This is a genomic window from Pseudoxanthomonas winnipegensis (genome assembly GCF_030322905.1).
In the GTDB taxonomy this organism is placed as follows: Bacteria; Pseudomonadota; Gammaproteobacteria; order Xanthomonadales; family Xanthomonadaceae; genus Pseudoxanthomonas_A; species Pseudoxanthomonas_A winnipegensis.
In genome coordinates, this window is sequence record NZ_CP095475.1 from 1,937,357 (window position 1) to 1,960,018 (window position 22,662).

Annotated in this window: 19 protein-coding genes, 1 tRNA gene and 1 pseudogene; 11 read left to right on the top strand and 10 right to left on the bottom strand. The window is 68.6% G+C overall.

The window, feature by feature from the left end; all coding sequences use genetic code 11:
• Window positions 1-142 precede the first annotated feature (142 nt).
• From MWN52_RS08605 to MWN52_RS08615, 3 genes are all read right to left on the bottom strand, one after another.
• Entirely contained in the window at window positions 143-1,138 is a 996-nt protein-coding gene (locus MWN52_RS08605) for a restriction endonuclease (protein WP_286577472.1), read from the bottom strand.
• A 133-nt stretch (window positions 1,139-1,271) separates the two neighbouring features.
• Window positions 1,272-1,847 (bottom strand): phasin family protein, encoded by a 576-nt coding sequence (locus MWN52_RS08610; RefSeq protein ID WP_286577473.1) that lies wholly within the window; start codon window positions 1,845-1,847, stop codon window positions 1,272-1,274.
• 87 nt (window positions 1,848-1,934) lie between these two features.
• Window positions 1,935-2,210 (bottom strand): polyhydroxyalkanoic acid system family protein, encoded by a 276-nt coding sequence (locus MWN52_RS08615; RefSeq protein WP_130519643.1) that lies wholly within the window; start codon window positions 2,208-2,210, stop codon window positions 1,935-1,937.
• A gap of 441 nt (window positions 2,211-2,651) precedes the next feature.
• Here MWN52_RS08615 and MWN52_RS19555 point away from each other — a divergent pair.
• A pseudogene (locus MWN52_RS19555) lies at window positions 2,652-2,867 on the top strand (FHA domain-containing protein); the annotation flags it as partial.
• Between the two features lie 139 nt (window positions 2,868-3,006).
• On the opposite strand, the gene msrQ reads toward MWN52_RS19555, so the two are convergent.
• Together msrQ and msrP are read right to left on the bottom strand one after the other, a co-directional pair.
• Window positions 3,007-3,717: a protein-methionine-sulfoxide reductase heme-binding subunit MsrQ gene (msrQ, locus tag MWN52_RS08625; protein ID WP_286577474.1), complete on the bottom strand. Its 711-nt coding sequence runs from the start codon at window positions 3,715-3,717 to the stop codon at window positions 3,007-3,009.
• Between the two features lie 531 nt (window positions 3,718-4,248).
• Entirely contained in the window at window positions 4,249-5,217 is a 969-nt protein-coding gene (msrP, locus tag MWN52_RS08630) for a protein-methionine-sulfoxide reductase catalytic subunit MsrP (protein ID WP_286577475.1), read from the bottom strand.
• A gap of 200 nt (window positions 5,218-5,417) precedes the next feature.
• Between msrP and serC the strand changes: the two genes are divergently transcribed.
• From serC to MWN52_RS08650, 4 genes are all read left to right on the top strand, one after another.
• Window positions 5,418-6,503, top strand: coding sequence for a phosphoserine transaminase (gene serC, locus MWN52_RS08635; RefSeq protein ID WP_286577476.1), 1,086 nt, complete (start codon window positions 5,418-5,420; stop codon window positions 6,501-6,503).
• A gap of 140 nt (window positions 6,504-6,643) precedes the next feature.
• Window positions 6,644-7,852 carry a prephenate dehydratase gene (pheA, locus tag MWN52_RS08640; protein ID WP_286577477.1) on the top strand — a complete coding sequence of 403 codons (1,209 nt, stop codon included), beginning with the start codon at window positions 6,644-6,646 and terminating at the stop codon, window positions 7,850-7,852.
• 447 nt (window positions 7,853-8,299) lie between these two features.
• The gene (gene aroA, locus MWN52_RS08645; protein ID WP_286577478.1) at window positions 8,300-9,610 is read left to right on the top strand and encodes a 3-phosphoshikimate 1-carboxyvinyltransferase; all 1,311 of its coding nucleotides are present in this window, start codon (window positions 8,300-8,302) and stop codon (window positions 9,608-9,610) included.
• A gap of 119 nt (window positions 9,611-9,729) precedes the next feature.
• Window positions 9,730-10,371, top strand: a complete 642-nt coding sequence (locus MWN52_RS08650) for a hypothetical protein (protein WP_286577479.1) — start codon at window positions 9,730-9,732, stop codon at window positions 10,369-10,371.
• Window positions 10,372-10,386: 15 nt separating this feature from the next.
• Here MWN52_RS08650 and MWN52_RS08655 read toward each other — a convergent pair whose 3' ends face one another.
• Both MWN52_RS08655 and MWN52_RS08660 read right to left on the bottom strand, forming a co-directional pair.
• Window positions 10,387-11,988 (bottom strand): alkaline phosphatase D family protein, encoded by a 1,602-nt coding sequence (locus tag MWN52_RS08655; RefSeq protein ID WP_286577480.1) that lies wholly within the window; start codon window positions 11,986-11,988, stop codon window positions 10,387-10,389.
• Window positions 11,989-11,995: 7 nt separating this feature from the next.
• Window positions 11,996-14,797 (bottom strand): TonB-dependent receptor, encoded by a 2,802-nt coding sequence (locus MWN52_RS08660; protein WP_286577481.1) that lies wholly within the window; start codon window positions 14,795-14,797, stop codon window positions 11,996-11,998.
• A 380-nt stretch (window positions 14,798-15,177) separates the two neighbouring features.
• On the opposite strand from MWN52_RS08660, the gene MWN52_RS08665 reads away from it, so the two are divergent.
• From MWN52_RS08665 to MWN52_RS08680, 4 genes are read left to right on the top strand one after another with little or no spacing between them, the layout of a single operon-like run.
• Window positions 15,178-16,182, top strand: a complete 1,005-nt coding sequence (locus tag MWN52_RS08665) for an acyl-CoA dehydrogenase family protein (protein ID WP_286577482.1) — start codon at window positions 15,178-15,180, stop codon at window positions 16,180-16,182.
• A complete protein-coding gene (locus MWN52_RS08670; RefSeq protein ID WP_286577483.1) occupies window positions 16,170-16,928 on the top strand; it encodes a PIG-L deacetylase family protein in 759 nt (252 codons plus the stop codon). Before MWN52_RS08665 ends, MWN52_RS08670 begins: the two co-directional genes overlap by 13 nt.
• A complete protein-coding gene (locus MWN52_RS08675) occupies window positions 16,925-17,527 on the top strand; it encodes a class I SAM-dependent DNA methyltransferase (protein ID WP_286577484.1) in 603 nt (200 codons plus the stop codon). The genes MWN52_RS08670 and MWN52_RS08675 overlap by 4 nt, the downstream gene beginning before the upstream one ends.
• Window positions 17,524-18,252 carry a glycosyltransferase family 2 protein gene (locus MWN52_RS08680; RefSeq protein ID WP_286577485.1) on the top strand — a complete coding sequence of 243 codons (729 nt, stop codon included), beginning with the start codon at window positions 17,524-17,526 and terminating at the stop codon, window positions 18,250-18,252. The genes MWN52_RS08675 and MWN52_RS08680 overlap by 4 nt, the downstream gene beginning before the upstream one ends.
• A gap of 104 nt (window positions 18,253-18,356) precedes the next feature.
• On the opposite strand, the gene MWN52_RS08685 is transcribed toward MWN52_RS08680, so the two are convergent.
• Both MWN52_RS08685 and MWN52_RS08690 read right to left on the bottom strand, forming a co-directional pair.
• On the bottom strand, window positions 18,357-18,554 hold the full coding sequence (locus MWN52_RS08685) for a hypothetical protein (protein WP_286577486.1): 198 nt from the start codon (window positions 18,552-18,554) through the stop codon (window positions 18,357-18,359).
• Window positions 18,555-19,057: 503 nt separating this feature from the next.
• A complete protein-coding gene (locus MWN52_RS08690) occupies window positions 19,058-19,576 on the bottom strand; it encodes a phenolic acid decarboxylase (RefSeq protein WP_130531184.1) in 519 nt (172 codons plus the stop codon).
• A 110-nt stretch (window positions 19,577-19,686) separates the two neighbouring features.
• Here MWN52_RS08690 and MWN52_RS08695 point away from each other — a divergent pair, with 110 nt between their 5' ends.
• Window positions 19,687-20,559 carry a LysR family transcriptional regulator gene (locus MWN52_RS08695; protein ID WP_286577487.1) on the top strand — a complete coding sequence of 291 codons (873 nt, stop codon included), beginning with the start codon at window positions 19,687-19,689 and terminating at the stop codon, window positions 20,557-20,559.
• Between the two features lie 110 nt (window positions 20,560-20,669).
• Here MWN52_RS08695 and MWN52_RS08700 read toward each other — a convergent pair.
• Window positions 20,670-20,746 (bottom strand) — tRNA-Pro (locus MWN52_RS08700).
• A gap of 153 nt (window positions 20,747-20,899) precedes the next feature.
• On the opposite strand from MWN52_RS08700, the gene hisS reads away from it, so the two are divergent.
• Entirely contained in the window at window positions 20,900-22,282 is a 1,383-nt protein-coding gene (gene hisS, locus MWN52_RS08705) for a histidine--tRNA ligase (RefSeq protein WP_286577488.1), read from the top strand.
• Window positions 22,283-22,662: the final 380 nt, after the last annotated feature.

The following is a 22,662-nucleotide window of genomic DNA, read 5'->3' on the forward strand; positions in this document are numbered from 1 at the left end:
GGGAACCGAGAGACTTCGACATTTCCTGCGAAAGCCGCTGGATAGTCAGACATGCGTCTGCCGAACAGCACTTCCCGCCTACGCGGGAATGACGTTCTTCGGCTATTAGGCGACCATCGGGCGATTGCGGCACAGGCGCCGCTTAACGCCCCGGCGTCGGCGCAGGCACCGGGCCCGGCGCGCTCATCGTCGCTTCGCACTGCCGCCAGCGCACGCGTTCGTCGCTGTCGGGGCGCGGGTTGAGCTGGATGCGCGAGAGCGCCAGGTCCGGGTACTTGGCCAGTTCGGCGCAGACCGTCGGCATCACCATGGCCTCGTCGGCCAGCATGTCCACCGACAGCGTCGAGCCGGAGATCCAGGCCGGCTGGCGCAGGCCACCGGCCTTGGCCAGGGCCTTGGCGACCTCGCCGCGCTGGCGGGCCAGCTCGGCGTCGGTCGGCGGTTCCGGTGTCTGGGAAGGCGTGCTGACGGCGGGCGCCGGGGTTGGCGAATGCGCCGGAGCGGAGACGGGCGCAGGTGCGACGGTCTCGGGCGTCGAGTCGGAATCGAGCAGGGCAGGCAGCCCACTGACCAGCACGCCGAGTAGCAGCGCGGCGATCCAGCTCAGGCCGATGCGGCGGCGCGCGCGCAGGTTGGCCTGGCCGCTGATGCCCTGGACGGTCGCGCTGTCCACCATCGGCTTGACCTCGGCCCACAGCTTGGCGCCGTCCAGGATCTCGACATTGGAGCGCTGCGCCTTCTCATGACCGCCGGCGTCGACCAGGCCTTGGGTGGCCAGGATGCTGTGCTGGGCGCCGCGCAGGCGCGCCTCGGAGGCCAGTTCATCGATCGCCACCGAGCCGATGCGATAGGCGGTGCCGTGCTTGCAGCTCAGCAGCCAGTGCTTGCCCTCGGCATCGCCCAGCAGCAGGCTCGGGTGCTGGTTGCGGACATCCTCGGGCTCGAAGGACAGGCGCTCCAGGCCGCGCAGCTGCAGCGCCGAGAGCACCAGGCGCGAGAAGTCGCGCCAGCGCATCGCCGCCAGCGCCTGCAGGCCGGCCTGGGTTTCGTCGAGGCGGCGGCGGACCAGCCACAGGTAGGCAGTGGCGACCACGCCCACCAGCAGGGCCACGAGGGTCCCGATCAACCAGAACGGCATGAGGCGTACATCCGCTGAAACAGGTGGGGCATTCTACGGGCAACCGTGCTGGCGGCCAGTCCATGCTTGGCATACGTCGGCCAAGAGGATGGCGGGCTTGCGGGCGAGCAGCACATCGGAGGGTAGGGGCGATTTAGTCGGTCACGTCGCCAGGAGCGGCAGGGTCCGCGGGCGCCGGTCGAGGCGCGGCGCGCGGCTTGCGCACCGGCCGGTCCTCGGTGGCCTGGGGCGGGACCGGCGCGGGACCGGGCGGGGTGGAACGGGCCGCCGCCCTGCGCGCCCGCGCGCCGGCGGTGGGCCGCTCGTTGTGCGCGCGCAGCTTCTGGTTGAGCGCGTCGATGCGGTCGGCCAGCGCGCCCAGCTCGCGCCGGGTCGGCACCTCGAGCGCCTTCAGCGCCTCGCCGACGCGGGCGCGGAAGACCTGGTCCACGCGTCCCAGCGTCTCGCCGGCGCGGCTGCGCACTTCCTCGACGCCGTCGGCCAGGCCGGCGCGCGCGTCGCGGGTGCGGGCCTCGACCTTGCTGCCTTCGCGCACCAGCGTGTCGAACAGCTTGCTGCCCTCGGCCTGGGCGCGGCTGAAGGCGCCCAGCCCGGCCAGCCAGATCTGCTGGGCCGATTCGCCCAGCGACGCCTGCAGGCGCTCGGCCTGCTCATGCAGCGAGGGTTCGAAGTCGGACGGGCGCTGGCGCTCGGTTTTCCTGGTGGCCATGGATCACTCCGATGCGGTCGGGACGATGCCTGGCAGTGTCCGCAGCGGCCGGTGAGCGCCGTGTCGAAGATGGGCCGGGCAGGGCGTTTAGGCGAAGCGCTCGCCCAGCACCCGGCGGATCTCCGACTCGATCGGCCCCTTCATCGCCGACAGCAGGAAGCCCAGCTCGGCGGTGACATGCAGCGCGCCGGGCTGCATGGCAATGCGCCCGTCCACCCCGGATCCATTGAACGCCAGCGTGTCGCCGTCCCAGTGATGGCTCACCCCGAAGCGCGCGTGCAGCTTGCCGGCCACCTCTTCCAGGGCCTGGCGGGTCTGCTCGGGCGACTTGTGGTGGGGATGCTGCAGTTCGATGCGGGACATGGCGCTGGGCTGGCGAAGGACAAGCGCGCATTGTCGCCCAACCGCGCATCGCCCGTGGAAGGCGCGTGCCGCCTCCGCCCTTGCGAAGCCCGAACCTGTGGGCCTGCGTGCTAGTCTCCCGGCCGCGTGCAGAACCTCAGTCTCCATTTTCCCCAAGGCCGGACGGCCGACCGTGCCCTGGGCACGGGTATCCACCGCATCGTGCGCGAAGCCAGCGGCACCATCGGCGTGGGCGATGCGGTGCCCGGCGCGCTGCTGGTGCAGTTCAGCCTGGACCGGCGCGGCCTGTGGCTGCAGGTGCCACCGGGCATGCGCGGCATCCACGTCAACGGCCGTCCGGTGCGGCGCATGGCCATGCTGCGTCCGGGCGATGCGGTCTACGCCGATGGCGTGGAAGTGCTGGTACGCGGCCAGGCGCCACGTCCGGCCTCCTCGGCGCCGATGGCCCAGGCCGAGCCGGATCCGCGCGTGGTCCTGCGCGGCATCGGCGGACGTCACCACGGCCGCGCCTTCACCATCGGCAGCGGCTGCAGCGTCGGCGCCGGGCGCGAGGCCGATATCGTGCTGGATGCGCCGCACCTGTCCGGCCTGCACGCCGTGCTGGGCCGCGTCTCCGGCGGTGTGCTGCTGCGTCATCTGCAGGGCGGGGTCACCAGCGTGGTCAACGGCGTGCCCGTGCACGAGGCCGTGCTGAACGCCGGCGACCAGGTCGCCTTCGACCCGCAGTCGCGCTTCGTGGTGGAGATCCCCTGGAGCCAGCCCGATCCGTCCGACCCGGCGGCCTCCGAGACGACCGTCAGCGCTCCGACGCCGGCGGCGGTGGCGCCACGGGCTTCGCTGAAGCGCTGGCCGTGGCTGCTGCTGGCCGCGGCGGTGCTGGCCGGCGTGCTGGCGCTGCTGCTGCTGTTCGCGCCCGCCTGATCGCCTTCCAGGCGCGCCAGCCCAGCAGCAGGGCGAGCAGTCCGGCGTAGAGCGCCGGCTCGCGGATGTCGGACTTCACCAGCCACCAGAAGTGCAGCACCGCCAGCACGCCGATGACGTAGATGGCCTTGTGCAGCTGGCCCCAGCGCCGCTTGAGCCGGCGCATCCAGCCCTGGGTGGAGGTGATCGCCAGCGGCACCAGCAGCAGCCACGCGGCGAAGCCCACGGTGATGTAGGGCCGCTTGACGATCTCGGCGAAGATCTGGGTCCAGTAGCCGCCCAGGTCCAGGCCCAGGTAGGCGGCCAGGTGCACGGTGGCATAGGCGAACGCGTACAGGCCCAGCATGCGGCGGAAGCGCAGCAGCACCGCCTGGCCGGTGAGCTGGCGCAGCGGGGTGATGGCCAGGGTGAAGATCAGAAAGCGCAGCGCCCACAGCCCGGTGAAATGCTCGATCTGCGCGATCGGGTCGGCGCCCAGCGCATCGCTGCCGCTGCGCCACACGTCCCAGAAGCGCCAGCCCAGCAGTGCCAGCGGCGCCAGGCAGAGCAGGTGGACGACGAGCTTGGCGAGGGTGAGGGGTTTCATTTTTTGGGGATTGGGGATTGGGGATTGGGGATTGGGGATTGGGGATTGGGGATTGGGGATTGGGGATTGGGGATTGGGGATTGGGGATTGGGGATTGGGGATTGGGGATTGGGGATTGGGGATTCGGGATTCGGGATTCGGGATTCGGGATTCGGGATTCGGGATTCGGGATTCGGGAGGAAAGCGTCTGCGTCAGTGCTCTGCTTCTGCCCCCTCCCTTGCGCGTAGCGCAGGGGAGGGCCGGGGAGGGGTTGGCTGTTGCTGTTGCTGTTGTTGCTTCCCTCTCGGGCTAATCGCGAAAAGCACCCCTCCCCAACCCTCCCCTGCGCTGCGCGCAAGGGAGGGGGCGGGTCATGCGGCTCAGGCTGACGTCGCTTGGTTCCTGGCTCTTCGCCTTGATCACCAGTTCCTCTTGCCTATTTCTGCCAGTGCTCCTAGCTTCGCTCGAATCCCGATTCCCGATTCCCGATTCCCGAATCCCGAATCCCGAATCCCGAATCCCGAATCCCGAATCCCGAATCCCCGCCCCACTCAAAACCACTTCCGCAAATCCATCCCCGCATACATCGAAGCGACCTGATCGGCATAGCCATTGAAGGGGCGGGTAGGGATGCGCTCGGCGAAGAGTTTGCTGGCGTTGCCGGCGATGCGGCGTTCGGTCTTCTGGCTCCAGCGCGGGTGGTCCACGTCCGGATTGACGTTGGAGAAGAAGCCGTACTCGTTGGGCTGCAGGTCGTTCCAGGCGGTCGGCGGCATCTTCTCGACGAAGCGGATCTCCACGATCGACTTGATGCTCTTGAAGCCGTACTTCCACGGCACCACCAGCCGCAGCGGCGCGCCGTTCTGCTGGGGCAGCGGCTTGCCGTAGACGCCGGTGGCCAGGAAGCTCAGCGGATGCATCGCCTCGTCCATGCGCAGGCCCTCGCGGTAGGGCCAGTCGATCGAGCGGTAGGCGATGCCCGGCATCTGGCGCGGGTCGGCCAGGGTGGTGAAGGCCACGTACTTGGCCTTGGCCGTGGGCGCGAAGCGCTTGAGCACCGCGGCCAGCGGGATGCCGTCCCACGGGATCACCATCGACCAGCCCTCCACGCAGCGCAGGCGGTAGATGCGCTCCTCGCTCGGCGCGGACTTGAGCAGGTCCTCCAGCGCCAGCGTGCCGGGCTTCTCGCACTCGCCGGAGACCTTGACCGACCACGGCGAGGTGCGCAGCGTCTTGGGCGCGCTTGACGGGTCGGTCTTGCCGGTGCCGAATTCGTAGAAGTTGTTGTAACTGGTCACGTCCTCGTAGCGGGTCAGCGTCTCGCTGGTGCGGAAGCCGGCCTTGGCCTGCTCGGGCGTGACGACGGTCTTGGGCGCATCGGGCGGATCGGCGTCGGCGCAGCCGGCCAGGGCCAGCGCCGGCAGCGCGGCGGCCAGCTTGAACAGGTCGCGACGGCCGCGGTAGACGGCCTCGTCGGTGACCTGGTGATCCTTGAGGGTGAGGGCGTCGCGTAGGGACACGGTGCATCTCCTGCGAAAAGTCACATGGGCAACCAATGGGACGCGCCAGCAGGCGAAAAATTCCCGCCGTTGCACGCGTTTGCGCCTGGCGATGGATTCGCCTGCAACCACCTTACGCGGATCGCGGCAGGACGGATGCAAAGGCGGCCGTGGGGCGATTCAGCCTGCGGCATACTATGTGCCCCCTGATCGAGGCCGCCATGTCCCGCGTCCACAACTTCAGCGCCGGCCCCGCGGCGCTGCCCGAAGCCGTCCTGCGCCACGCGCAGTCCGAAATGCTGGAATGGAACGGCGTGGGCGCCTCGATCGTGGAGATCAGCCACCGCAGCGCCGAGTTCATGGAGGTCGCCGCACGCGCCGAGGCCGATCTGCGCACGCTGCTGACCATTCCCGACGACTACGGCGTGCTGTTCCTGCCCGGCGGCGCCACCACCCAGCAGGCGCTGCTGGCGCTGAACTTCGCCAGCCCCGGCCAGACGGTGGACTACGTGGCCACCGGGCACTGGAGCAAGACCGCGATCAAGCAGGTCAAGGACTACGTCAACGTGCACGTGGCCGCCAGCAGCGAGGCCGAGGGCTTCACCGACATCCCGCCGCGCGCGGACTGGCGGCTCTCGCCCGATGCGGCCTATGTGCACATCACCGCCAACGAGACCATCCATGGCGTGGAGTTCCGGCACACGCCCGAGGTGGGGCAGGTGCCGCTGTTCGCCGACTTCTCGTCCTCGATCGCCTCCGAGCCGATCGACGTGTCGCGCTATGGCGTGATCTATGCCGGCGCGCAGAAGAACCTCGGGCCGGTGGGCGTGGCGGTGGTAATCGTGCGCCGCGACCTGCTCGAGCGCGCCGGCCAGCCGCGCGCGGACATCTTCAACTACGCCTCGCATCTGGCGCGCGACTCGATGCTCAACACGCCGCCGACCTGGAACTGGTACCTGGCCGGGCTGATGTTCCGCTGGATGCTGGACCAGGGCGGCGTGGAAGAGTTCGCGCGGCGCAGCGCGGCCAAGTCGCAGCTGGTGTACGGCGCCATCGATGCGTCCGGCGGCTTCTACCGCAATACCGTGCATCCGGCGGTGCGCTCGCGCATGAACATCCCCTTCTTCCTGGCCGACGAGGCGCTGACCGCGCGCTTCGTGGCCGAATCCAAGGCCGCCGGGCTGATCGGCCTGAAGGGCCACAAGGCGGTCGGCGGCCTGCGCGCCTCGCTGTACAACGCCTTGCCGGTGGCCTGCGCGCAGGTGCTGGTGGACTTCATGCACGACTTCCAGCGGCGCAATGGCTGAGCCACCGCGCTTGGCTGTTATGGGAGCCGGCCTGGTGGGAGCCGCCATGGCGGCGATGGAGCTTTACCGGTGAAGCCTCATCGCCGCCGTGGCGGTTCCCACAGAGAAGCCGCCAAATTCCGCTTTACGGATGACCTCGAATGACCAAGAAAACCCCCAAACCCGCAAGCGCGCCGAGCAAGTTGCCGGCCAAGGCGGCCAAGCCCGGCAAGCCGGCCAAGGTGGCCAAGGCATCCGCCAAGGACGCCAGCGCCTCGCCGGCTGAGCCCGAGTTCGACCTGGCGCAGGTGCGGTCGCGCATCGACCATATCGACCGCGAGATCCAGGCGCTGATCGCCGAGCGCGCCGGCTATTCGCTGCAGGTCGGCAAGGCCAAGGGCAAGCTCGCCGCCGCGGTGGACTATTACCGCCCCGAGCGCGAGGCGCAGGTGCTGCGCATGGTGGTGGACCGCAACCAGGGCCCGCTGTCCGACGAAGTGCTGGTGCACGTGTTCCGCGAGATCATGTCCTCCAGCCTGGCGCTGCAGGAGCCGCTGAAGATCGGCTACCTGGGCCCGGAAGGCACCTTCAGCCAGCAGGCCGTGCTCAAGCACTTCGGCCGCTCGGCCCTGGGGCTGCCCATGGCCAGCATCGAGGAAGTCTTCCAGGAAGTGGAAAGCGGCAGCGCCGACTTCGGCGTGGTGCCGGTGGAGAACTCCGGGCAGGGCACGATCCAGATCACGCTGGACATGTTCCTGACCTCCGACCTGAAGATCTGCGGCGAGGTCGAGCTGCGCGTGCAGCAGTTCCTGATGTCGCGCAGCGGGCGCATCGCCGACATCGAGCGCATCTACGCGCATCCGCAGTCGTTCATGCAGACCGCCGGCTGGCTGCGCTCCAACCTGCCCAAGGCCGAGAAGGTGCCGGTGTCGAGCAATGCCGAGGGCGCGCGGCGCGCGCGCAACGCGGACGATGCGGCGGCGATTGGCGGCGAGAGCGCGGTGCATGCCTATGGCCTGAAGAAGGTCGTGATGAGCCCGATCCAGGACGACAAGGACAACACCACGCGCTTCCTGGTGGTGGGCCGCAGGATCTTCCCGCCGTCCGGTCACGACCGCACCTCGGTGCTGGTGTTCATCCACGACAAGCCGGGTGCGCTGTTCGACGTGCTCAGCCCGTTCGCGCGTCATGGCATCAGCATGAACCGCATCGAGTCGCGGCCCAGCCATCACGCCAAGTGGGAGTACGGCTTCTTCATCGATCTGGCCGGGCATGTGGAGGACGAGGCGATGAAGCAGGCGCTCGCCGAGTTGGAGGCGCATTCGGCGCAGATCAAGGTGCTGGGTTCGTATCCGGTGGCGGTGCCTTGATGCCGGTTGCGGCTTGAGGCAAAAGCTTTCGTACCTCTTCGAGGCACGAGTCACTTTTCTTTGCTCGTGCAAAGAAAAGTAACCAAAAGAAAGCACGCTCGTCCTCGCGCCCTGCGCTGCGCGCAGGATCCGCGCCACCAGCGGAATTCCCGGACGCGGCATCCTGCCGCGACCGGGAACGACGCACATCCATGTGCGTCGCCCCTGCGGGGTTTGCCCGCTGGTGGCGCCGCTGCGGATGAGGGGGCAAAGCGGGAGCAGCAACAGCAACAGCAACAGCAACAGCAACAGCAACAGCAACAGCAACAGCAACAGCAACAGCAACAGCAACAGCAACAGCAACAGCAACAGCAACAGCAACAGCGGCAGTTTTAGTGGTAGCTGCGGTGAAACGGCAGCAAGACCTTGAAGCACAACGCGGCGTGGGCCGCTGGACTGGACAAGACGATGACCTCGCAATCCTGGATCGCTCAACCTGGCTCGGCGCTGCATGGCGCGCTGGCCGTCCCTGGTGACAAGTCGGTCTCGCACCGGGCGGTGATGTTCGCGGCGCTGGCCGACGGCACCTCGCGCGTGGAAGGCTTCCTGGAAGGCGAGGACACGCGCGCCACGGCGGCGATCTTCGAACGGCTGGGCTTGCGCATCGAGACGCCGTCGCCGTCCACGCGCATCGTGCACGGCGTGGGCGTGGACGGACTGCAGGCGCCGGCTGGCGAGCTGGACTGCGGCAATGCCGGCACCGGCATGCGCCTGCTCGCCGGCCTGCTGGCCGCGCAGCCCTTCGACAGCGTGCTCATCGGCGATGAATCGCTGTCCAGGCGGCCGATGCGTCGCGTCACCGCGCCGCTGGCGCAGATGGGCGCCAGCATCGAGACGCGCAAGGACGGCACGCCGCCGCTGCGCATCCACGGCGGCCAGGCGCTGCACGGGATCGACTACGCCTCGCCGGTGGCCAGCGCGCAGATCAAGTCCTGCCTGCTGCTGGCCGGCCTGTATGCCGACGGCGACACCACCGTGCGCGAGCCGCACCCCACGCGCGACTACACCGAACGCATGCTCTCGGCCTTCGGCGTGGACATCGACTTCTCGCCAGGCTACGCCCGCCTGCGCGGTGGCCAGCGCCTGCGTGCGACCGATATCGCGGTGCCGGCGGACTTCTCTTCGGCGGCGTTCTTCCTGGTCGCCGCCAGCATCATTCCCGGTTCGGATGTGACGCTGAAGGCGGTGGGCCTCAATCCGCGCCGCACCGGCCTGCTCGAGGCGCTGCGCCTGATGGGCGCCGACATCGAGGTGCACGATGCGCGCGAACACGGCGGCGAGCCGGTCGCCGACCTGCGCGTGCGCTACGCCGCGCTGAAGGGCGCGCGCATTCCCGAAAGCGTGGTGCCGGACATGATCGACGAGTTCCCGGCGCTGTTCGTGGCCGCCGCCGCCGCGCAAGGCCAGACCATCGTCAGCGGCGCGGCCGAACTGCGCGTCAAGGAATCCGATCGTCTGGCGGCCATGGCCACCGGCCTGCGCACGCTGGGCGTGCGGGTGGACGAGACGCCCGACGGCGCGACCATCCACGGCGGCCCCATCGGTGGCGGCACCATCGAGAGCCACGGCGACCACCGCATCGCCATGGCCTTCTGCATCGCCGGCCAGCTGTCGTCCGGCGCGGTGCTGGTGCGCGACATCGCCAACGTGGCGACCTCGTTCCCGGGCTTCGACACCCTGGCGGTGGGCGCGGGATTCGGGCTGACGCCGGCGCGCTGAATCCAGCGGCCGGACGAGGCGTCGAAACTGTGACGCCGTCGTCCTTCGGGAGCCCTCGGGCACATTGTCCGTGACCGGCCAGGCCTGCATGCTGGCCCCGTTGAAACAGGGGGAATGCCATGGATGCGTGCATGGGGCTGGGCTGCCAGACCTGGCCGCCGCAGGTCTGGGCGGCGTGGGTGCAGGCGCTGCTGTCGATCGCCGCGATCGTCGGCGTGCTGCTGGTGGTACGGCGCGAACAGCGCGCGCGGCAGCGCGCCGAGCGCGAGGCCGAACGCCTCAAGGCGCGCAGCCTGGCCTTGCTGGCCGGCGCGGCCTGCGATGAGATCACCGCCGGCCTGACCGCCGCGCTCGGCCTGCGCGCGGTCGGCGCCGATGCCGCCCTACTGGGCGCCTCGGGTCGCCAGGCCGCGGCCGTGCCCGAAGCGCTGCGCCAGCTGATTCCCGAGTTGTATCGCCTGGGCGAGAGCGGGGCGCTGCTGCAGGATCTGGTGCTGACCCTGCAGGGCATCGCCTCGCTGCAACGGCGGTTCGACCAGCAGGTCGAACGCGATCCCTCGGGCGCGGCGGTGCTGCTGCCGTTCGTGGCCGAGCAGTTCGAACTGGCGCTGCTGCTCAGCGAAGAGGCCGGCCTGCGCCTGGCCAACCTGTTCGAGGTCAACCCGTTGCACGCGCGCGACTTCGATGCGCCGGGCGCGCTGTCCCCGTCGCGCCCGCGCATCGGCAACGACCACCGGGCGGATTTTCACCACCCGCGCTGAGGCTACGCCGCCGGCTCAGGCCGGCTGCAGGCCGGGCTTGCCGTGTTCGATGGCCAGGCGCGCGAAGCGTTCCAGCTTCGCGCCCGGCACCATCACGCGGTCCACCGTCTTCAGATCGCCCACGCAGGCGTCGCGCTCGACGGTGCACAGCACATAGCCGCGCTTGTCGGTGGTGACCTTCAGATGCGGGTTATGGGCCAGCGTGTCGCGCGCCTCCTGGTCCACGCCCAGGCCATCGGAGCCGGAGGTGATGGAGGTGGCCAGGAACTCGCTGGAGATCACGCCGGATTCGGCGTTGTCCTGCACCAGATCGCTGGCGTAGTGGCGGTGCGCATCGCCGCAGACGGTGACCACGTTGCGGTGTCCGGCCTGGTCGATATGGCCCAGCAGCCGGCGGCGGCTGGACAGATAGCCGGACCACTGGTCGTCGGATTTCACCAGCTGGCCTTTCTTCTCGAGCGTGTAGTCGCCCAGCGCCACCTGGTGGGCGATCACCTGCCAGCGCGGTGCCGGGTCGGCCAGCCCGTCGAACAGCCAACGTTCCTGCGCCTGTCCCATGATCGTGCGCTGCGGGGACTCGACCACGGCGCGGTCGGCCATGTCGGCCGGCTGCTTGCTGCGGTACTGCCGGGTGTCGAGGAAGTGCACGTCCAGCAGCCTGCCCCAGCGCGCGCGCCGGTACAGCTGCAGGTGCCCGTCGCGCGGAAAGGCGCTGCGGCGCAGCGGCATGTTCTCGTAATAGGCCTGGAAACCCTGCGCACGCCGCAGCAGGAACAGCTCGCTCGGCGTGCCGTCCTGGTCGTCGACACTGGCCCAGTTGTTGTCGATCTCGTGATCGTCGAAGGTCACGAACCACGGCGCCGCCGCATGCGCGGCCTGCAGATCCTGATCGGTCTTGTACTGCGCATAGCGGCGGCGGTAGTCGTCCAGCGTGTAGAGCTCGGGACCGACGTGGTTGCGCAGGTTGGTGAAGGGCCGGCCGTTGACCTTGCGGCTGGCGGTGGTATTGGTCGCGCCCTCGTAGATGTAGTCGCCGTAGTGGAAGACGAAGTCCAGCGGCTCGTTGGCGATGTGGCGCCAGGCGGTGTAGTGGCCTTCCTCGTACTGCTGGCAGCCGGCCACGGCGAAGCGCACGCGCGCCAGGTCCGCATCGGCCGCCGGCAGCGTGGCGGTGCGGCCGATCGCGCTGGTATAGCCGGCGATGTTGAAGCGGTACCAGTAGGGCCGCGCCGGGGCGAGGCCTTCCAGCTCGACGTGCACCGCGTGCCCCAGTTCGGGATGGGCCAGCGTCGTTCCGCTGCGCAGGATCCTGTGGAAGCCCTCGTCCTCGGCCAGCTCCCAGCCCACCACCATCGGCCGGGTCGGCATGCCGCCGCCGTATTCCAGCGGCGCGGTCGCCAGGCGCGTCCACAGCACCATGCCATCGGGGGCCGGGTCGCCCGAGGCCACGCCCACGGTGAAGGGCGTGGTGTCGAACTTCGGCGACTTGAGCAGGTTGCGCAGGCTCAGGCCGGCGGCGTCCTGCTCGGCGGCCAGCACCGAGGCGGTGCCCATCCAGGCGCCGAGCGCCGACAGGCCGGAGAGCTGAAGAAAGCGGCGACGATCGATGCCCGGCATGTTGGCCTCACTGATAGATGATGTGGAAGTAGAAGAAGCGCCCGTAGTCGTCGATCTCGGTGCGGTACCTGCCGCCCGGGCCCATGCTGTAGGTGGGCTGGGTATTGAAGAGGTTCTTGGCCTCGTACTTGAACGAGACGTGCTTGGAGACCCGGTGGCTGAAGCCCAGGTTGAAGGTCATGTACGGGTCGTAATACGAATCGAGCCATGTCGTATCGCCGAAGTCCACCAGCATCTTGGAGCGATAGTTGCCCGACACGCGCAGCTGCGCGTTGTGCCAGGGCATGCGCCAGATCGCCGAGCCGTTGAGCGACCAGTCCGGCTGGTAGAGCAGGCGGTCCAGCGCGCGCGGCTGGCCGTCGCTGGTGACGTATTCGGTCTTGCCGAACAGCCTCGTCGCGTTGAAGTACAGGTCGAAGCGCTGATCGCCCCAGCGCAGCGCACGGTTGGCCAGTGCGAGTTCGGCACCGTGCAGCGTCGACTCGTCGGTGTTCATCGGCTGGGTCACCTTGTAGGTGACATCGTCGAGGACCTGGTAGGTGGTCAGGGTGTAGATGTCGTCCTTGATGGTCTTGTCGAACAGCGCGAGCGAGACGATGCCGTTGTTGCCGTTGAAGTACAGGTCCCAGGCCAGGTCCAGATTGGTCGACTTGCGCGGATGCAGCTTGGGATTGCCGCGCCTGATCGTGCAGTAGCCGCCGCCGTCCTCGTCCTCGGCGCAGCTGGTGCTGCTGGCCTGGGCGACATTGCCCGGCGTGGGCCGGCCCAGGGTCTGGCTGACCGAGAAGCGCAGGCGCTGGCGCTCGCCGAGCTTGAACAGCGCATTCAACGACGGCAGCAGGTTGCTGTAGCCGCCCTTGGATCTCCTGAAATCGGCCGTGTACGTGGTGCCGCCGTCATCGCTGTACGGGCTGAAGGCATCGAACCGCGTGTGGTCGTAACGCAGGCCGCCGAGCAGCAGCGCCCGGTCCCAGGCGTACTGGGCCGAGACGTAGGCATCGGCGATGTCCTCGACGTACTTGTAGTCGCTGCTGAAGTCGGCGTTGCGATAGGCCTTGTCGTTGTTGGCCAGCCTGGGCACCAGGCCATCGGTGAGCTTGGCGTTGTCGATCAACGGAAAGCCCGGCACCGTGCCCACCAGCGTCGCGCCGGGATAGAGGTAGGCGTTGAGCGTGTCCTTGGTGGTGTAGTAGGTGAAGTCCACGTCCTGCCAGATGTTCAGGTGCCGATACTCGGCGCCGCTGGCCAGGCCGAAGCCGCGCGCCTCATCGCCGGTGTTGTGGGTGAAGTCCAGCCGCACGTGTTCGATGCGCTCCTGTGCATCGCGCGGCGAGACGTAGGCCTGGGCCGGGTTGAGCTTGTAGGCCGAGCCGAGCAGCAGCCGCGGGTCGGACACGGCGATCGCGTTGGGGAAGCCGTGGTCGTCGTTGGCATAGTCCACGAACAGCCCGGTCGGATAGGCGCGCACGCCCCAGTACACCTGGGTGTTGTCGAAGGTCTCCTGCGTGTGGCCGGCGCGCAGGCTCAGGCGCGAGGCCTCGTCGATGTCCCAGTCGAAGCTGGCGATCGCGCCGAAGTTGGCGCGGTCCCAGCGGTCGTGCCGGTTCTTGATGTAAATGCTGTTGATCTGCGTGGTGCCGCCGTCGGCGGTCTGGTCCTGGATGTCGAACTTGGCGTTCGAATACAGGTCGGTCTTGTTCATGGTGGAGTTTTCGTAGAACCGATAGCCATACATCAGCAACGAGGCGAGGTAGGGCGCGTCGACCGGTCGCCACTCCAGCTTGAGCGAGCCGCCGAAGTTGGTGATGTAGTTGGTGTAGGTGCCGGTACTGAAGTTGCCGGGCGCGCGCAGGCCGTTCCAGCCCGGCAGCGTGTCCGGCCCGGTGCTGCCGTCGGTCAGGTAATTGCCGGCCGCATCGAAGAAGTAGTTGCTCTCCACCCAGCGCTTGACGCTGTTGCGCGAGCGCTGCTGGTAGCGGCCGACCGCCACGATGCCGAACTGATCGTCCGCGCCGAAGGTGTCGGAGAACACCAGCTTGGCGCTCTTGCCGTAATGCCCGAGCGTCTTGTGGTTGCCGCCGGCGCTGCGCTGGACATCGGTCGAGGCGGTGGAATAGATGCCGGCCGCGTCGGCGAAGACATAGCGCCCGGCGCGGTCGAACGCGCTGCGGCTGACGATGTCGATGATGCCGCCGATCGCATCGGGCGCCTGCTGCGCGCAGAAGGTCTTGTAGATGTCCGTGCGCGTGCCGATGTCGCTGGGGATCAGCTGCAGATTGTTCATGCGCTCGCCCGAGCCGCTGTTGCCGACGCTGGCGATGGCGATGCCGTCCAGGCTGGTGAAGTTGAGATTGGGCTGGATGCCGCGGATGGTGACGAAGCGCGGCTCGCCGGCGTCCTCCACCGCGCTGATGCCGGGCGCGGCCATCAGGCTCTCGGCCAGGGTCTCGTCGCCATAGCTGTCCATCTCGTCGTAGATCACCGAATCCTTGACCACCGCCGCGCGCTTCTTCTGCTCGATCACCTCGTGCGCGGCGATGGCCTTGACCGTCTCCAGTGTGTTGGGACCCTTTTCGGCTCCAGCGGCGACAGCGTCAGCATCGCTGGGGCTGCCGCCGACCGCTGTCGTGGCGGTGTCGTCGGGCCTGCGAGTGGTGTCGTCGGGCCTGCGAGTGGTGTCGGTGGGGGGGACGGGCGAGCGATCCACCGCCAGCGCGGCCGACGAAGCGCCCAGAGCGGTGCAGACCAGACAGGCGCCCAGGGCGCGACGGCGTCGCGCCTTCGGACAGGCAGGAGCGGCATCAGGCATCGAAAGCGGTCCAGGTGTGCAAAGCCCGACAGCGTGTGTAACGCCTATTGCGCCTTCGTGACCGTGAGCACGCGCAGTCCCTCAGCGGCGACATGCGTCACAGTCGAGCTGCCGCGCTCGATCCGTCGATCCGCAACCCGGCGCGTCGCATCGCCACATGCAGACCATCAGGTCGGAGGTGCTGCGCGGCAGTGGGCGGAGCATCCCCGTGCAGCCGACAGCGCGTTAGCGAAACCACACAAGCTGGATATCCAAGCGTGGAGATGAAATGCGCGGGCGGCGCATCACACGGACCTATGCGCGCAAAGCGTTAGCCTCCGATGAGCCGTGCCGCTGGCGAATCACGCGCGATATACAAGTGCCCACCTAGTTTCAGATGTATGTCAGGTGCCAACACTTCCCACGCGACGGCGTTGCATGTCGCGTCCTTTGACACTTCCGGATCGGACTGGCTCGCCTCGCGCGTGCGGCGCCAGATCCGCGAGACGCCCGACCTGCCCAGGCCGGGTGGCGGCGAAACGCTGGAGCGTTGGCGTGCGCTTGCCCGGTTCGGCGCCGAGAGCCTTCCGCTGGTCAAGGTGCTCGAGGCGCACTACGACGCGCTGGCGATCCTCGCCGAGGCCGGCGAAGCTCGCCCGCCTGCGGACACCCTCTGGGCGGTCTGGGCCGCCGGCGGCCCGACCGAAACCGTCCGCTATGACGCGCACGCCGGCCGTGTCAGCGGGATCAAGCCCTGGTGCAGCGGCCCGCAGGGCTTGATCAGCCACGCGCTGGTGACCGTCGCCCACGACGATCGCCGCCCATTGGCTGCCATCACCTTGGCGCCGGGCACGTTCCGCCTCGATGCCAGTCAGTGGTCGGGCCCGGGCATGGTCGGCGTTCCCACCGGTGAGGGACACTTCTCCGCAGCCGCCGCCCGCCTGGTAAGCACGCCGGAGTTCTATCTGGAACGACCCGGCTTCTGGCACGGCGGCGCGGGCATCGCGGCCTGCTGGTTCGGCGCGGCGACCGCGATCGCCGAGCGCGTGCGCCGCTCGCCCGGCGTGTCGAAGAATCCGTTCTGCGCCGCCCACCTCGGCGCGATCGATGCGCAGCTGACCGCCGCGCAGCTGATGCTCCGCCAGCTCGCGCGCGACATCGACCGCCAGCCACAGGACAGCCACCGGTATGCGGTCACCCGCGTGCGCTGCTTCGTGGACCGGGTCTGCCGCGATGTCATGGAGCGCGCGGCGCTGGCGCTTGGACCGGCCTCGCTGTGCACCGATGCCGAGCATGCCCAGCGCTGCGCGGATCTGCAGGCCTTCATCCGCCAATGTCACGGACAGCGCGACGAGCAGTGGCTCGGGGAGGCGTTGCACCAGGCGGAGGGCGCATGGGCGCTCTGAGCACGGTGCAGATCGCGGGGCAGGGGCTCAGCGAACGTCAGTGGGCGAGCTCACCCGCGCTGGCAGCGCTCGCATCCATCACGCCTGAAGAACTCTTCCAGGGTGCCGAGCGTCTTGTCGTGGTCGCACCGCATCCGGACGACGAAGTCCTAGGTTGTGGCGGCACCATGGCCCTGGCCCGCAGTAGCGGCATGCAGGTCCTGGTGGTCTCGGTGACCGATGGCGAGGCGGCCTATCCCAGCGAGCCGGCGTGGCGCCCCGAGCGCCTGTCGCAGGTGCGTCAGCGCGAGCTGGTCGAGGCCTTGGGTAGGCTGAATGTCGCGCCGGCCAGCATCGTCCGGATGAACGTCGGCGACGGCAGGATCGGCGCCAGCGTGTCGCAGGTCGCCGACCGGCTCACTGATGTGCTTTCACCCAGCGACCTGGTGCTGGTCACCTACGCGCACGACGGCCACCCGGACCACGAGGCCTGCACGCAGGCCGCGATCCAGGCTTGCGCTGCGCGAGGCGCACGGCTCGTGCAGTACCCGGTCTGGGCCTGGCACTGGGACGGCCCGGCGCCCAGCGTCTTCCTGCGTCATGCCGTGCGGATGCCGCTTCCTACCAACGTCCTGCAGGCCAAGTGCCACGCCATCGAAGCCTTCGCATCGCAGATCGGCGCGGTCAGCCCGCCGGTCGCGGATCCCATCCTGCCGGACTGGGCCTTGGCCCGGTTCCAGCGCCCCTTCGAGGTCTTCATCCCATGAGTGCCCAGGCACGCGCGCACTATTTCGACACCCTCTATCAGCATCTGGATCCGTTCGGCTACCGGACCCGCTGGTACGAGGCCCGCAAGCGCGAAATCCTGATGGCCACGCTGCCGCGGGCCCGTTTCGCACGCGGCTGGGAACTGGGCTGCTCCAACGGCGAGACGACCCACTGCCTGGCGCAGCGCTGCGAACAGCTGCTGGCCACCGACATGGCGGCCGAGGCGGTCGAGCAGGCCAGGCAGCGCGTCGCCGACTGCGCCAACGTGGAGGTCATCCAGGCCTGCCATCCGCGCGATTGCCCGCGCGGCAGCTTCGATCTCATCGTCGTGAGCGAGGTCGGCTACTACCTGCAGCCGGAAGAGCTGAAGGATCTGGTCGAACAGATCCAGGACGCGCTCACCCCCGACGGCCTGCTGGTGGCCTGTCACTGGCGGCACCCGTTCGAGGAAGCCTGCCAGGACGGGACCGAGGTGCATCGCTGCATCGGCCAGCTGCTGTCCTTGCCGCTGGCCTATCGCTACGAGGACAGCGACTTCCTGCTCGAGGCCTGGGCGGGCCGGCCGCTGTCCGTGGCCCAGCAGGAAGGATTACGGTGATCGCGGTCCTGATCCCGGCGCATGACGAGGCTGAGGTGATCGGCCGTTGCCTGGCGTCGGTCTGCCATGCGGCGAACCACCCGGAACTCGACGAAGCGGTCATCGTGGTCGTGGCATCGGATCGGTGCACGGACGCGACGGCCGACATCGCGGCGTCCTTCGGCGCCTGCGTGATTCAGGTGCCCATGCCCGGTGGCGTCGGGCTGGCGCGCGCCACGGCCGCCGAGCGCGCCATCGCACTGGGCGCGGACTGGCTGGCCATCACCGATGCGGACTCCGAGGTGCCGAGCGACTGGCTGTTCCAGCAGCGTGCCCTGCAGACCGACGCCTTCTGCGGCGTGGTCGAAGTCAGCGACTGGCTGGACTATGCGCCCGGAACCGCCTGCGCCTTCGAGGCCTCCGAGCCGGTGGGTGTGGATCATGGCCGCATCCACGGCGCCAACATGGGCGTGAGCGTCGCCAGCTATCTGCGCTGCGGCGGATTCTCCGACGCGACCAGCAGCGAGGATGTCGCCCTGGTCAAGGCCCTGCAGGCCTTCGGCGCCCGCATCGCCTGGTCGCCGTACCCGGTCGTGCGCACCAGCGCCAGGCGCCAGGCCAAGGCGAGCGGCGGCTTCTCCCAGTTCCTGCAACGGCTCGAGTTGTCCCTGATGCAGGCCCAGGCCAAGCCGTTGGCTCCCATGCACGGACAGCCTGTGCCCAACGCGACCGAGGCCGAAGGGTAGCGCCGCGCTGTCACCGATTCGATTCGGCTTCTTGCAGGCGGGTGACCGAGCTGGCAGCGTCATGGCGCCGAGAGAACTGACGAGGAACGCGTAAACCCGAGGCCTTACGTGGTATAGGGCGAGCACTTCAGCCCGTGCCGCGCCAGCAGCGCATCGGCATGGGTCTGCCAGCCCGGTGGGCCGGAGACGTCGGCGATGACCAGACTGCCTTCGCCGTCCGACGCGGCGCGGATGCCACGGGCCAGCAGCTCGATGCCCGCGCCGTCGATCTCCAGCTCGGTCAGGGCCCTGATGACCCGCATGACCAGTGAATCGTGGGTGGGTCGCCCCTGGCTGCGAAATACGAAGGCCGCCATGCGTTGCTCCTGCAGGGATCCCCGAGGCCTGACGCCGCATCTTCCATCGCGCCAATCGCCGACAAGGCGGCCTGGCAAGATGCGAGCAGGGCAGCGGGAAAGATCGACCAGCGTGCGCGCCTTGCGTCGCACATCCTGAGACAGAGGGTCAATCAGCAGGTTCAGTTGCGCCCTCTGACGCTAGCAAGCGCCTCAAGGCGGCTCCGCATGCTCATGTGCCGCGCGCACCGAGCGGGTGCGCTTGACTGGCATGGACGAGCGCGCCCATCTCGTCGAGCTGGGCGCGTTCGATCGGGGCACGCACGCGCTTGGCGCCCTCGGCATAGCGGGGCAGGAGAGTCGGTGAGGTGCGCGCCGGCGCGAGGCCGCCCGGCGCTGTGAGCACGGCGCCAGCGAGGAGTCGCACGGCAAAGCGCGTGAGCGACTCCTCGATGGGGCGCGTCGGTGCCTCAGTTGCGCCGTGCCGCGTAGCCGGGCGGCAGTTCGGACGGCGGGCAGGCGATGACGCTTTCGTCGTGGGCGCCGCGGTTCTCGATGAAGGTCAGCGTGGCGAACTCGTCCACCACCAGCTTCGGATAGGTCGGGCCGGCATCGCGGTAGGCGCGCATCTGGCCGAGATGTTCGTTCTGGAAGCACACGGTCTTTTCCGGCGCCTGCGCCACCCATTGCGGGAAGAAGATCACCCCGTGCAGCTTGCGCGCCTTGAGGTTGACCGAAACGCTGACGCAGGTGCCGGTGGGTTCGTCCCAGGAAATCTTGTAGACCTCGGGCGAGAGCCTGACGATGTGCGCGGCCTGGTCGCGCACCCAGCGCCCGCCGACCATGCCGCTATGGATGCGATAGTCCACGGTGCGCTCGTCCTTGACGTACAGCTCGTACTGCCAGCCGTTGTCGTAGGTGTAGATCATGTGGGTGCCGACGAAGTCGACGAGTTCTTCGGGCTTGGTGGATTCGAAGGGATCGGACATGGCGAACTCCTGAGGAGTTGAGAACACGCCATAGTCTGTGTTCGGATTATTCGACGTTCAAACGCTGATTTCGGCGCAAAAGGATCGAATAATCCGATAGGATCCGCGCCATGACCGCCATGCCTCGTTCGACGCTCGAGCAATGGGCCGTGCTGCGCGCGATCGTGCGCGAGGGCGGCTTTGCCGCGGCCGCCGTGGCGCTCAACCGCAGCCAGTCCTCGGTGAGCTACGCCGTGGCGCGCTTGCGCGAGGCCCTCGGCGTGGACCTGCTGACGCTGGAGGGACGCCGCGCCGTGCTCACGCCCACGGGTGAGGCGCTGCTGGCTGAAGCCACCCCGCTGATCGACGCGCTGGAGCAGGTCGAGCGTCGGGGCCGCGGCATCGCCGGCGGCGAGCCCGTGCGCGTGCGCCTGCTGGTGGATGTGCTGTTCCCGCGCGCGCGTCTGTTCGACGCCCTGGCGGCCTTCACCGCGCGCCATCCCGGCATCGACATCCATCTGGTGCAGACCGTCCGCCAGTGGCCGGATGAGGACCTGCTGGCCCGCCACGAAGTGGCCGTGCTGCCGGCACCGGGCGACCAGATCGGGGACGCAACCATCGTCAGCGTCGAATTGCTCGCCGTCGCCGCGCCGGGCCATCCGCTCGCCAAGGCGCGCGCGCCGTGCAGGCAGCGGCTCAGGCATGTGCTGGCCGAGATCCGTGGCGCGCAGTTCGAGTCGGTGCGGCCGCCGAATCAGCGCGTCTGGCTGATGAACACCGTCGAAGGCGCAGCCGACGCCGTTCGACGCGGCCTGTGCTTCGGCTGGCTGCCAACCGACCTGATTCACGAGGATCTGGCCACCGGCGCGCTGGTGCCGCTGATCCTGGGCGCCGGCAGCCGGCGCGCCATTCCGCTCAATCTGTGGAAAGGAAGCAGCGAGGCGGCCGCTTCGCAGGCGGTTGCCGCACTGGCCGACCTGATTCGGAACGGACCTGCGGTCTGACGGCCGCGCGCGTCGCTTGTCGATCGATGCGCATGCGGCGCGCGCACCTTGGCTGAGGCCAGACATGAAAAAACCGCCTCATGGGCGGCTTGATCAAGACCACTTGCAAATGGTCGGGGAGACAGGATTCGAACCTGCGACCTCTACGTCCCGAACGTAGCGCTCTACCAGACTGAGCTACACCCCGAAGGAGCCGCGCATTCTAGGCAAAGGCGGGCGGGTCGGCAAGAGGGGAAGTGCATCGATCTGCATCGATGGGGGTTTCGCGCGTGGCGGACGCTGCCGCGAGCCGCGCCGGCGCATAGAATATGCGGCCCCACGTTCCGCCGGAGTCACCCGCTTGATCAAGCCGCGCACGCCGCCTGGCGTCATGGAGCTGCTGCCCCGTGACCAGATCGCCTTCCAGCGCATGCTGGACACGATCCGCCGCAACTACGAGCGCTTCGGCTTCCTGCCGGTGGAGACGCCGGTGTTCGAGCTGTCCGAGGTCCTGCTGACCAAATCCGGCGGCGAGACCGAGCGGCAGGTGTATTTCGCCCAGTCCACCGGCGCGCTGGCCCAGGCCAACGAGGGCCTGCCCGAGCTGGCGCTGCGCTTTGACCTGACGGTGCCGCTGGCGCGCTACGTGGCCGAGCACGAGCACGAGCTGGCCTTCCCGTTCCGGCGCTATCAGATGCAGCGTGTGTATCGCGGCGAGCGCGCCCAGCGCGGCCGGTTCCGCGAGTTCTACCAGTGCGACATCGACGTGATCGGCAAGGACGAGCTGAGCATCCGCTTCGATGCCGAGGTGCTGGCGGTGATCCACGCGGTCTTCTCAGAGCTGCAGATCGGCGCGTTCACCGTGCAGCTCAACAACCGCAAGCTGATGCGCGGCTTCTTCGAGAACCTGGGCGTGGCCGACGGCCAGGCGCAGATGCTGGTCCTGCGCGAGGTCGACAAGCTGGACAAGCGCGGCGCCGACTACGTGCGCGAGACGCTGACCGGCGAAGGCTTCGGCCTGTCGGGTGAGGTGGTCGAACAGATCCTGGCCTTCGTCGCCGTGCGCTCCACCGGCCACGACGATGCGCTGGCGCAGCTGGAGCGCCTGGGGCAGGGCAGCGCGGTGTTCAACGAGGGCATCGCCGAGCTGCGCGAGGTGCTGAGCCTGGTCAAGGCGCTGGGCGTGCCCGAAAGCGCGTACTGCCTGAACTTCTCGATCGCCCGCGGCCTGGACTACTACACCGGCACGGTTTACGAGACCCAGCTGGACGCCTATCCGCAGATCGGCTCGATCTGCTCGGGCGGGCGCTACGAGAACCTGGCCAGCCACTACAGCAAGTCCAGGCTGCCCGGCGTGGGCATCTCGATCGGGCTGACGCGCCTGTTCTGGCAGCTGCGCGAGGCCGGGCTGATCCAGGAGGCCGATGTCAGCAGCGTGCAGGCCCTGGTGGCGCTGATGGACGAGGCGCAGCTGCCCGATTCGCTGGACATCGCCCAGCGCCTGCGCGCCGGCGGCATCAACACCGAAGTGCAGATGGAGCCGAAGAAGCTCGGCAAGCAGTTCCAGTACGCCTCGCGCGCCGGCATCCGCTTCGTCGCCCTGGCGGGCGAGGACGAACTGGCCCGCGGCGTGGTCACCGTGAAGGACCTGGTGCGCGAACTGCAGTTCGAGGTCCCGCGCGAGGAACTGGCCACCACGCTGCGCGTGGAACTGGCGCAGGTGAGCGCGCTGGCAGGGCGTTGATCGCGCACTGCGGTGGGCCAGGCCGGCGCTGGTTGCCGGCATCGGCTGAAGCTGGAACAAGAAGAAGGGCGCCATCGGCGCCCTTCTTCTTTAGCGAAGTGGCCGCGCTCGGTGGGACCAACTGTCTCTCAGATCAAGCCGCAGCCTCCTTGTAGAGCGGAGCTTGCTCCGCTGGGGCTTGCCGATGATCCGGTCGAAACGCAGCGGAGCAAGCTCCGCTCTACAGGTAGGAGCCGCCCTTGTGGCCTTTTCGGCCAATGGCGGCGATGGGGCTCTACCGAAAAAATGTCAGCGTCAGGATGAGGCCTCGCCGGGAAAGCCTCATTGCCGCCATTGGCCGAGAAGGCCACAAGGGCGGCTCCCACAGGCGCATCGGGTGC

What these genes read in the sequence shown, in the direction of transcription:
- MWN52_RS08675 (WP_286577484.1), top strand. Translation starts at nt 16,925, where the DNA reads ATGAGTGCCCAGGCACGCGCGCACTATTTCGACACCCTCTATCAGCAT.
- MWN52_RS08615 (WP_130519643.1), bottom strand. Translation starts at nt 2,210, where the DNA reads ATGTCCCGCATCGAACTGCAGCATCCCCACCACAAGTCGCCCGAGCAG.
- pheA (WP_286577477.1), top strand. Translation starts at nt 6,644, where the DNA reads ATGACCAAGAAAACCCCCAAACCCGCAAGCGCGCCGAGCAAGTTGCCG.
- MWN52_RS08665 (WP_286577482.1), top strand. Translation starts at nt 15,178, where the DNA reads ATGTCAGGTGCCAACACTTCCCACGCGACGGCGTTGCATGTCGCGTCC.
- MWN52_RS08605 (WP_286577472.1), bottom strand. Translation starts at nt 1,138, where the DNA reads ATGCCGTTCTGGTTGATCGGGACCCTCGTGGCCCTGCTGGTGGGCGTG.
- serC (WP_286577476.1), top strand. Translation starts at nt 5,418, where the DNA reads ATGTCCCGCGTCCACAACTTCAGCGCCGGCCCCGCGGCGCTGCCCGAA.
- aroA (WP_286577478.1), top strand. Translation starts at nt 8,300, where the DNA reads ATGACCTCGCAATCCTGGATCGCTCAACCTGGCTCGGCGCTGCATGGC.
- MWN52_RS08655 (WP_286577480.1), bottom strand. Translation starts at nt 11,988, where the DNA reads ATGCCGGGCATCGATCGTCGCCGCTTTCTTCAGCTCTCCGGCCTGTCG.
- MWN52_RS08690 (WP_130531184.1), bottom strand. Translation starts at nt 19,576, where the DNA reads ATGTCCGATCCCTTCGAATCCACCAAGCCCGAAGAACTCGTCGACTTC.
- msrQ (WP_286577474.1), bottom strand. Translation starts at nt 3,717, where the DNA reads ATGAAACCCCTCACCCTCGCCAAGCTCGTCGTCCACCTGCTCTGCCTG.
- MWN52_RS08660 (WP_286577481.1), bottom strand. Translation starts at nt 14,797, where the DNA reads ATGCCTGATGCCGCTCCTGCCTGTCCGAAGGCGCGACGCCGTCGCGCC.
- MWN52_RS08650 (WP_286577479.1), top strand. Translation starts at nt 9,730, where the DNA reads ATGGATGCGTGCATGGGGCTGGGCTGCCAGACCTGGCCGCCGCAGGTC.
- MWN52_RS08695 (WP_286577487.1), top strand. Translation starts at nt 19,687, where the DNA reads ATGACCGCCATGCCTCGTTCGACGCTCGAGCAATGGGCCGTGCTGCGC.
- MWN52_RS08610 (WP_286577473.1), bottom strand. Translation starts at nt 1,847, where the DNA reads ATGGCCACCAGGAAAACCGAGCGCCAGCGCCCGTCCGACTTCGAACCC.
- MWN52_RS08670 (WP_286577483.1), top strand. Translation starts at nt 16,170, where the DNA reads ATGGGCGCTCTGAGCACGGTGCAGATCGCGGGGCAGGGGCTCAGCGAA.
- MWN52_RS08685 (WP_286577486.1), bottom strand. Translation starts at nt 18,554, where the DNA reads ATGCGGGTCATCAGGGCCCTGACCGAGCTGGAGATCGACGGCGCGGGC.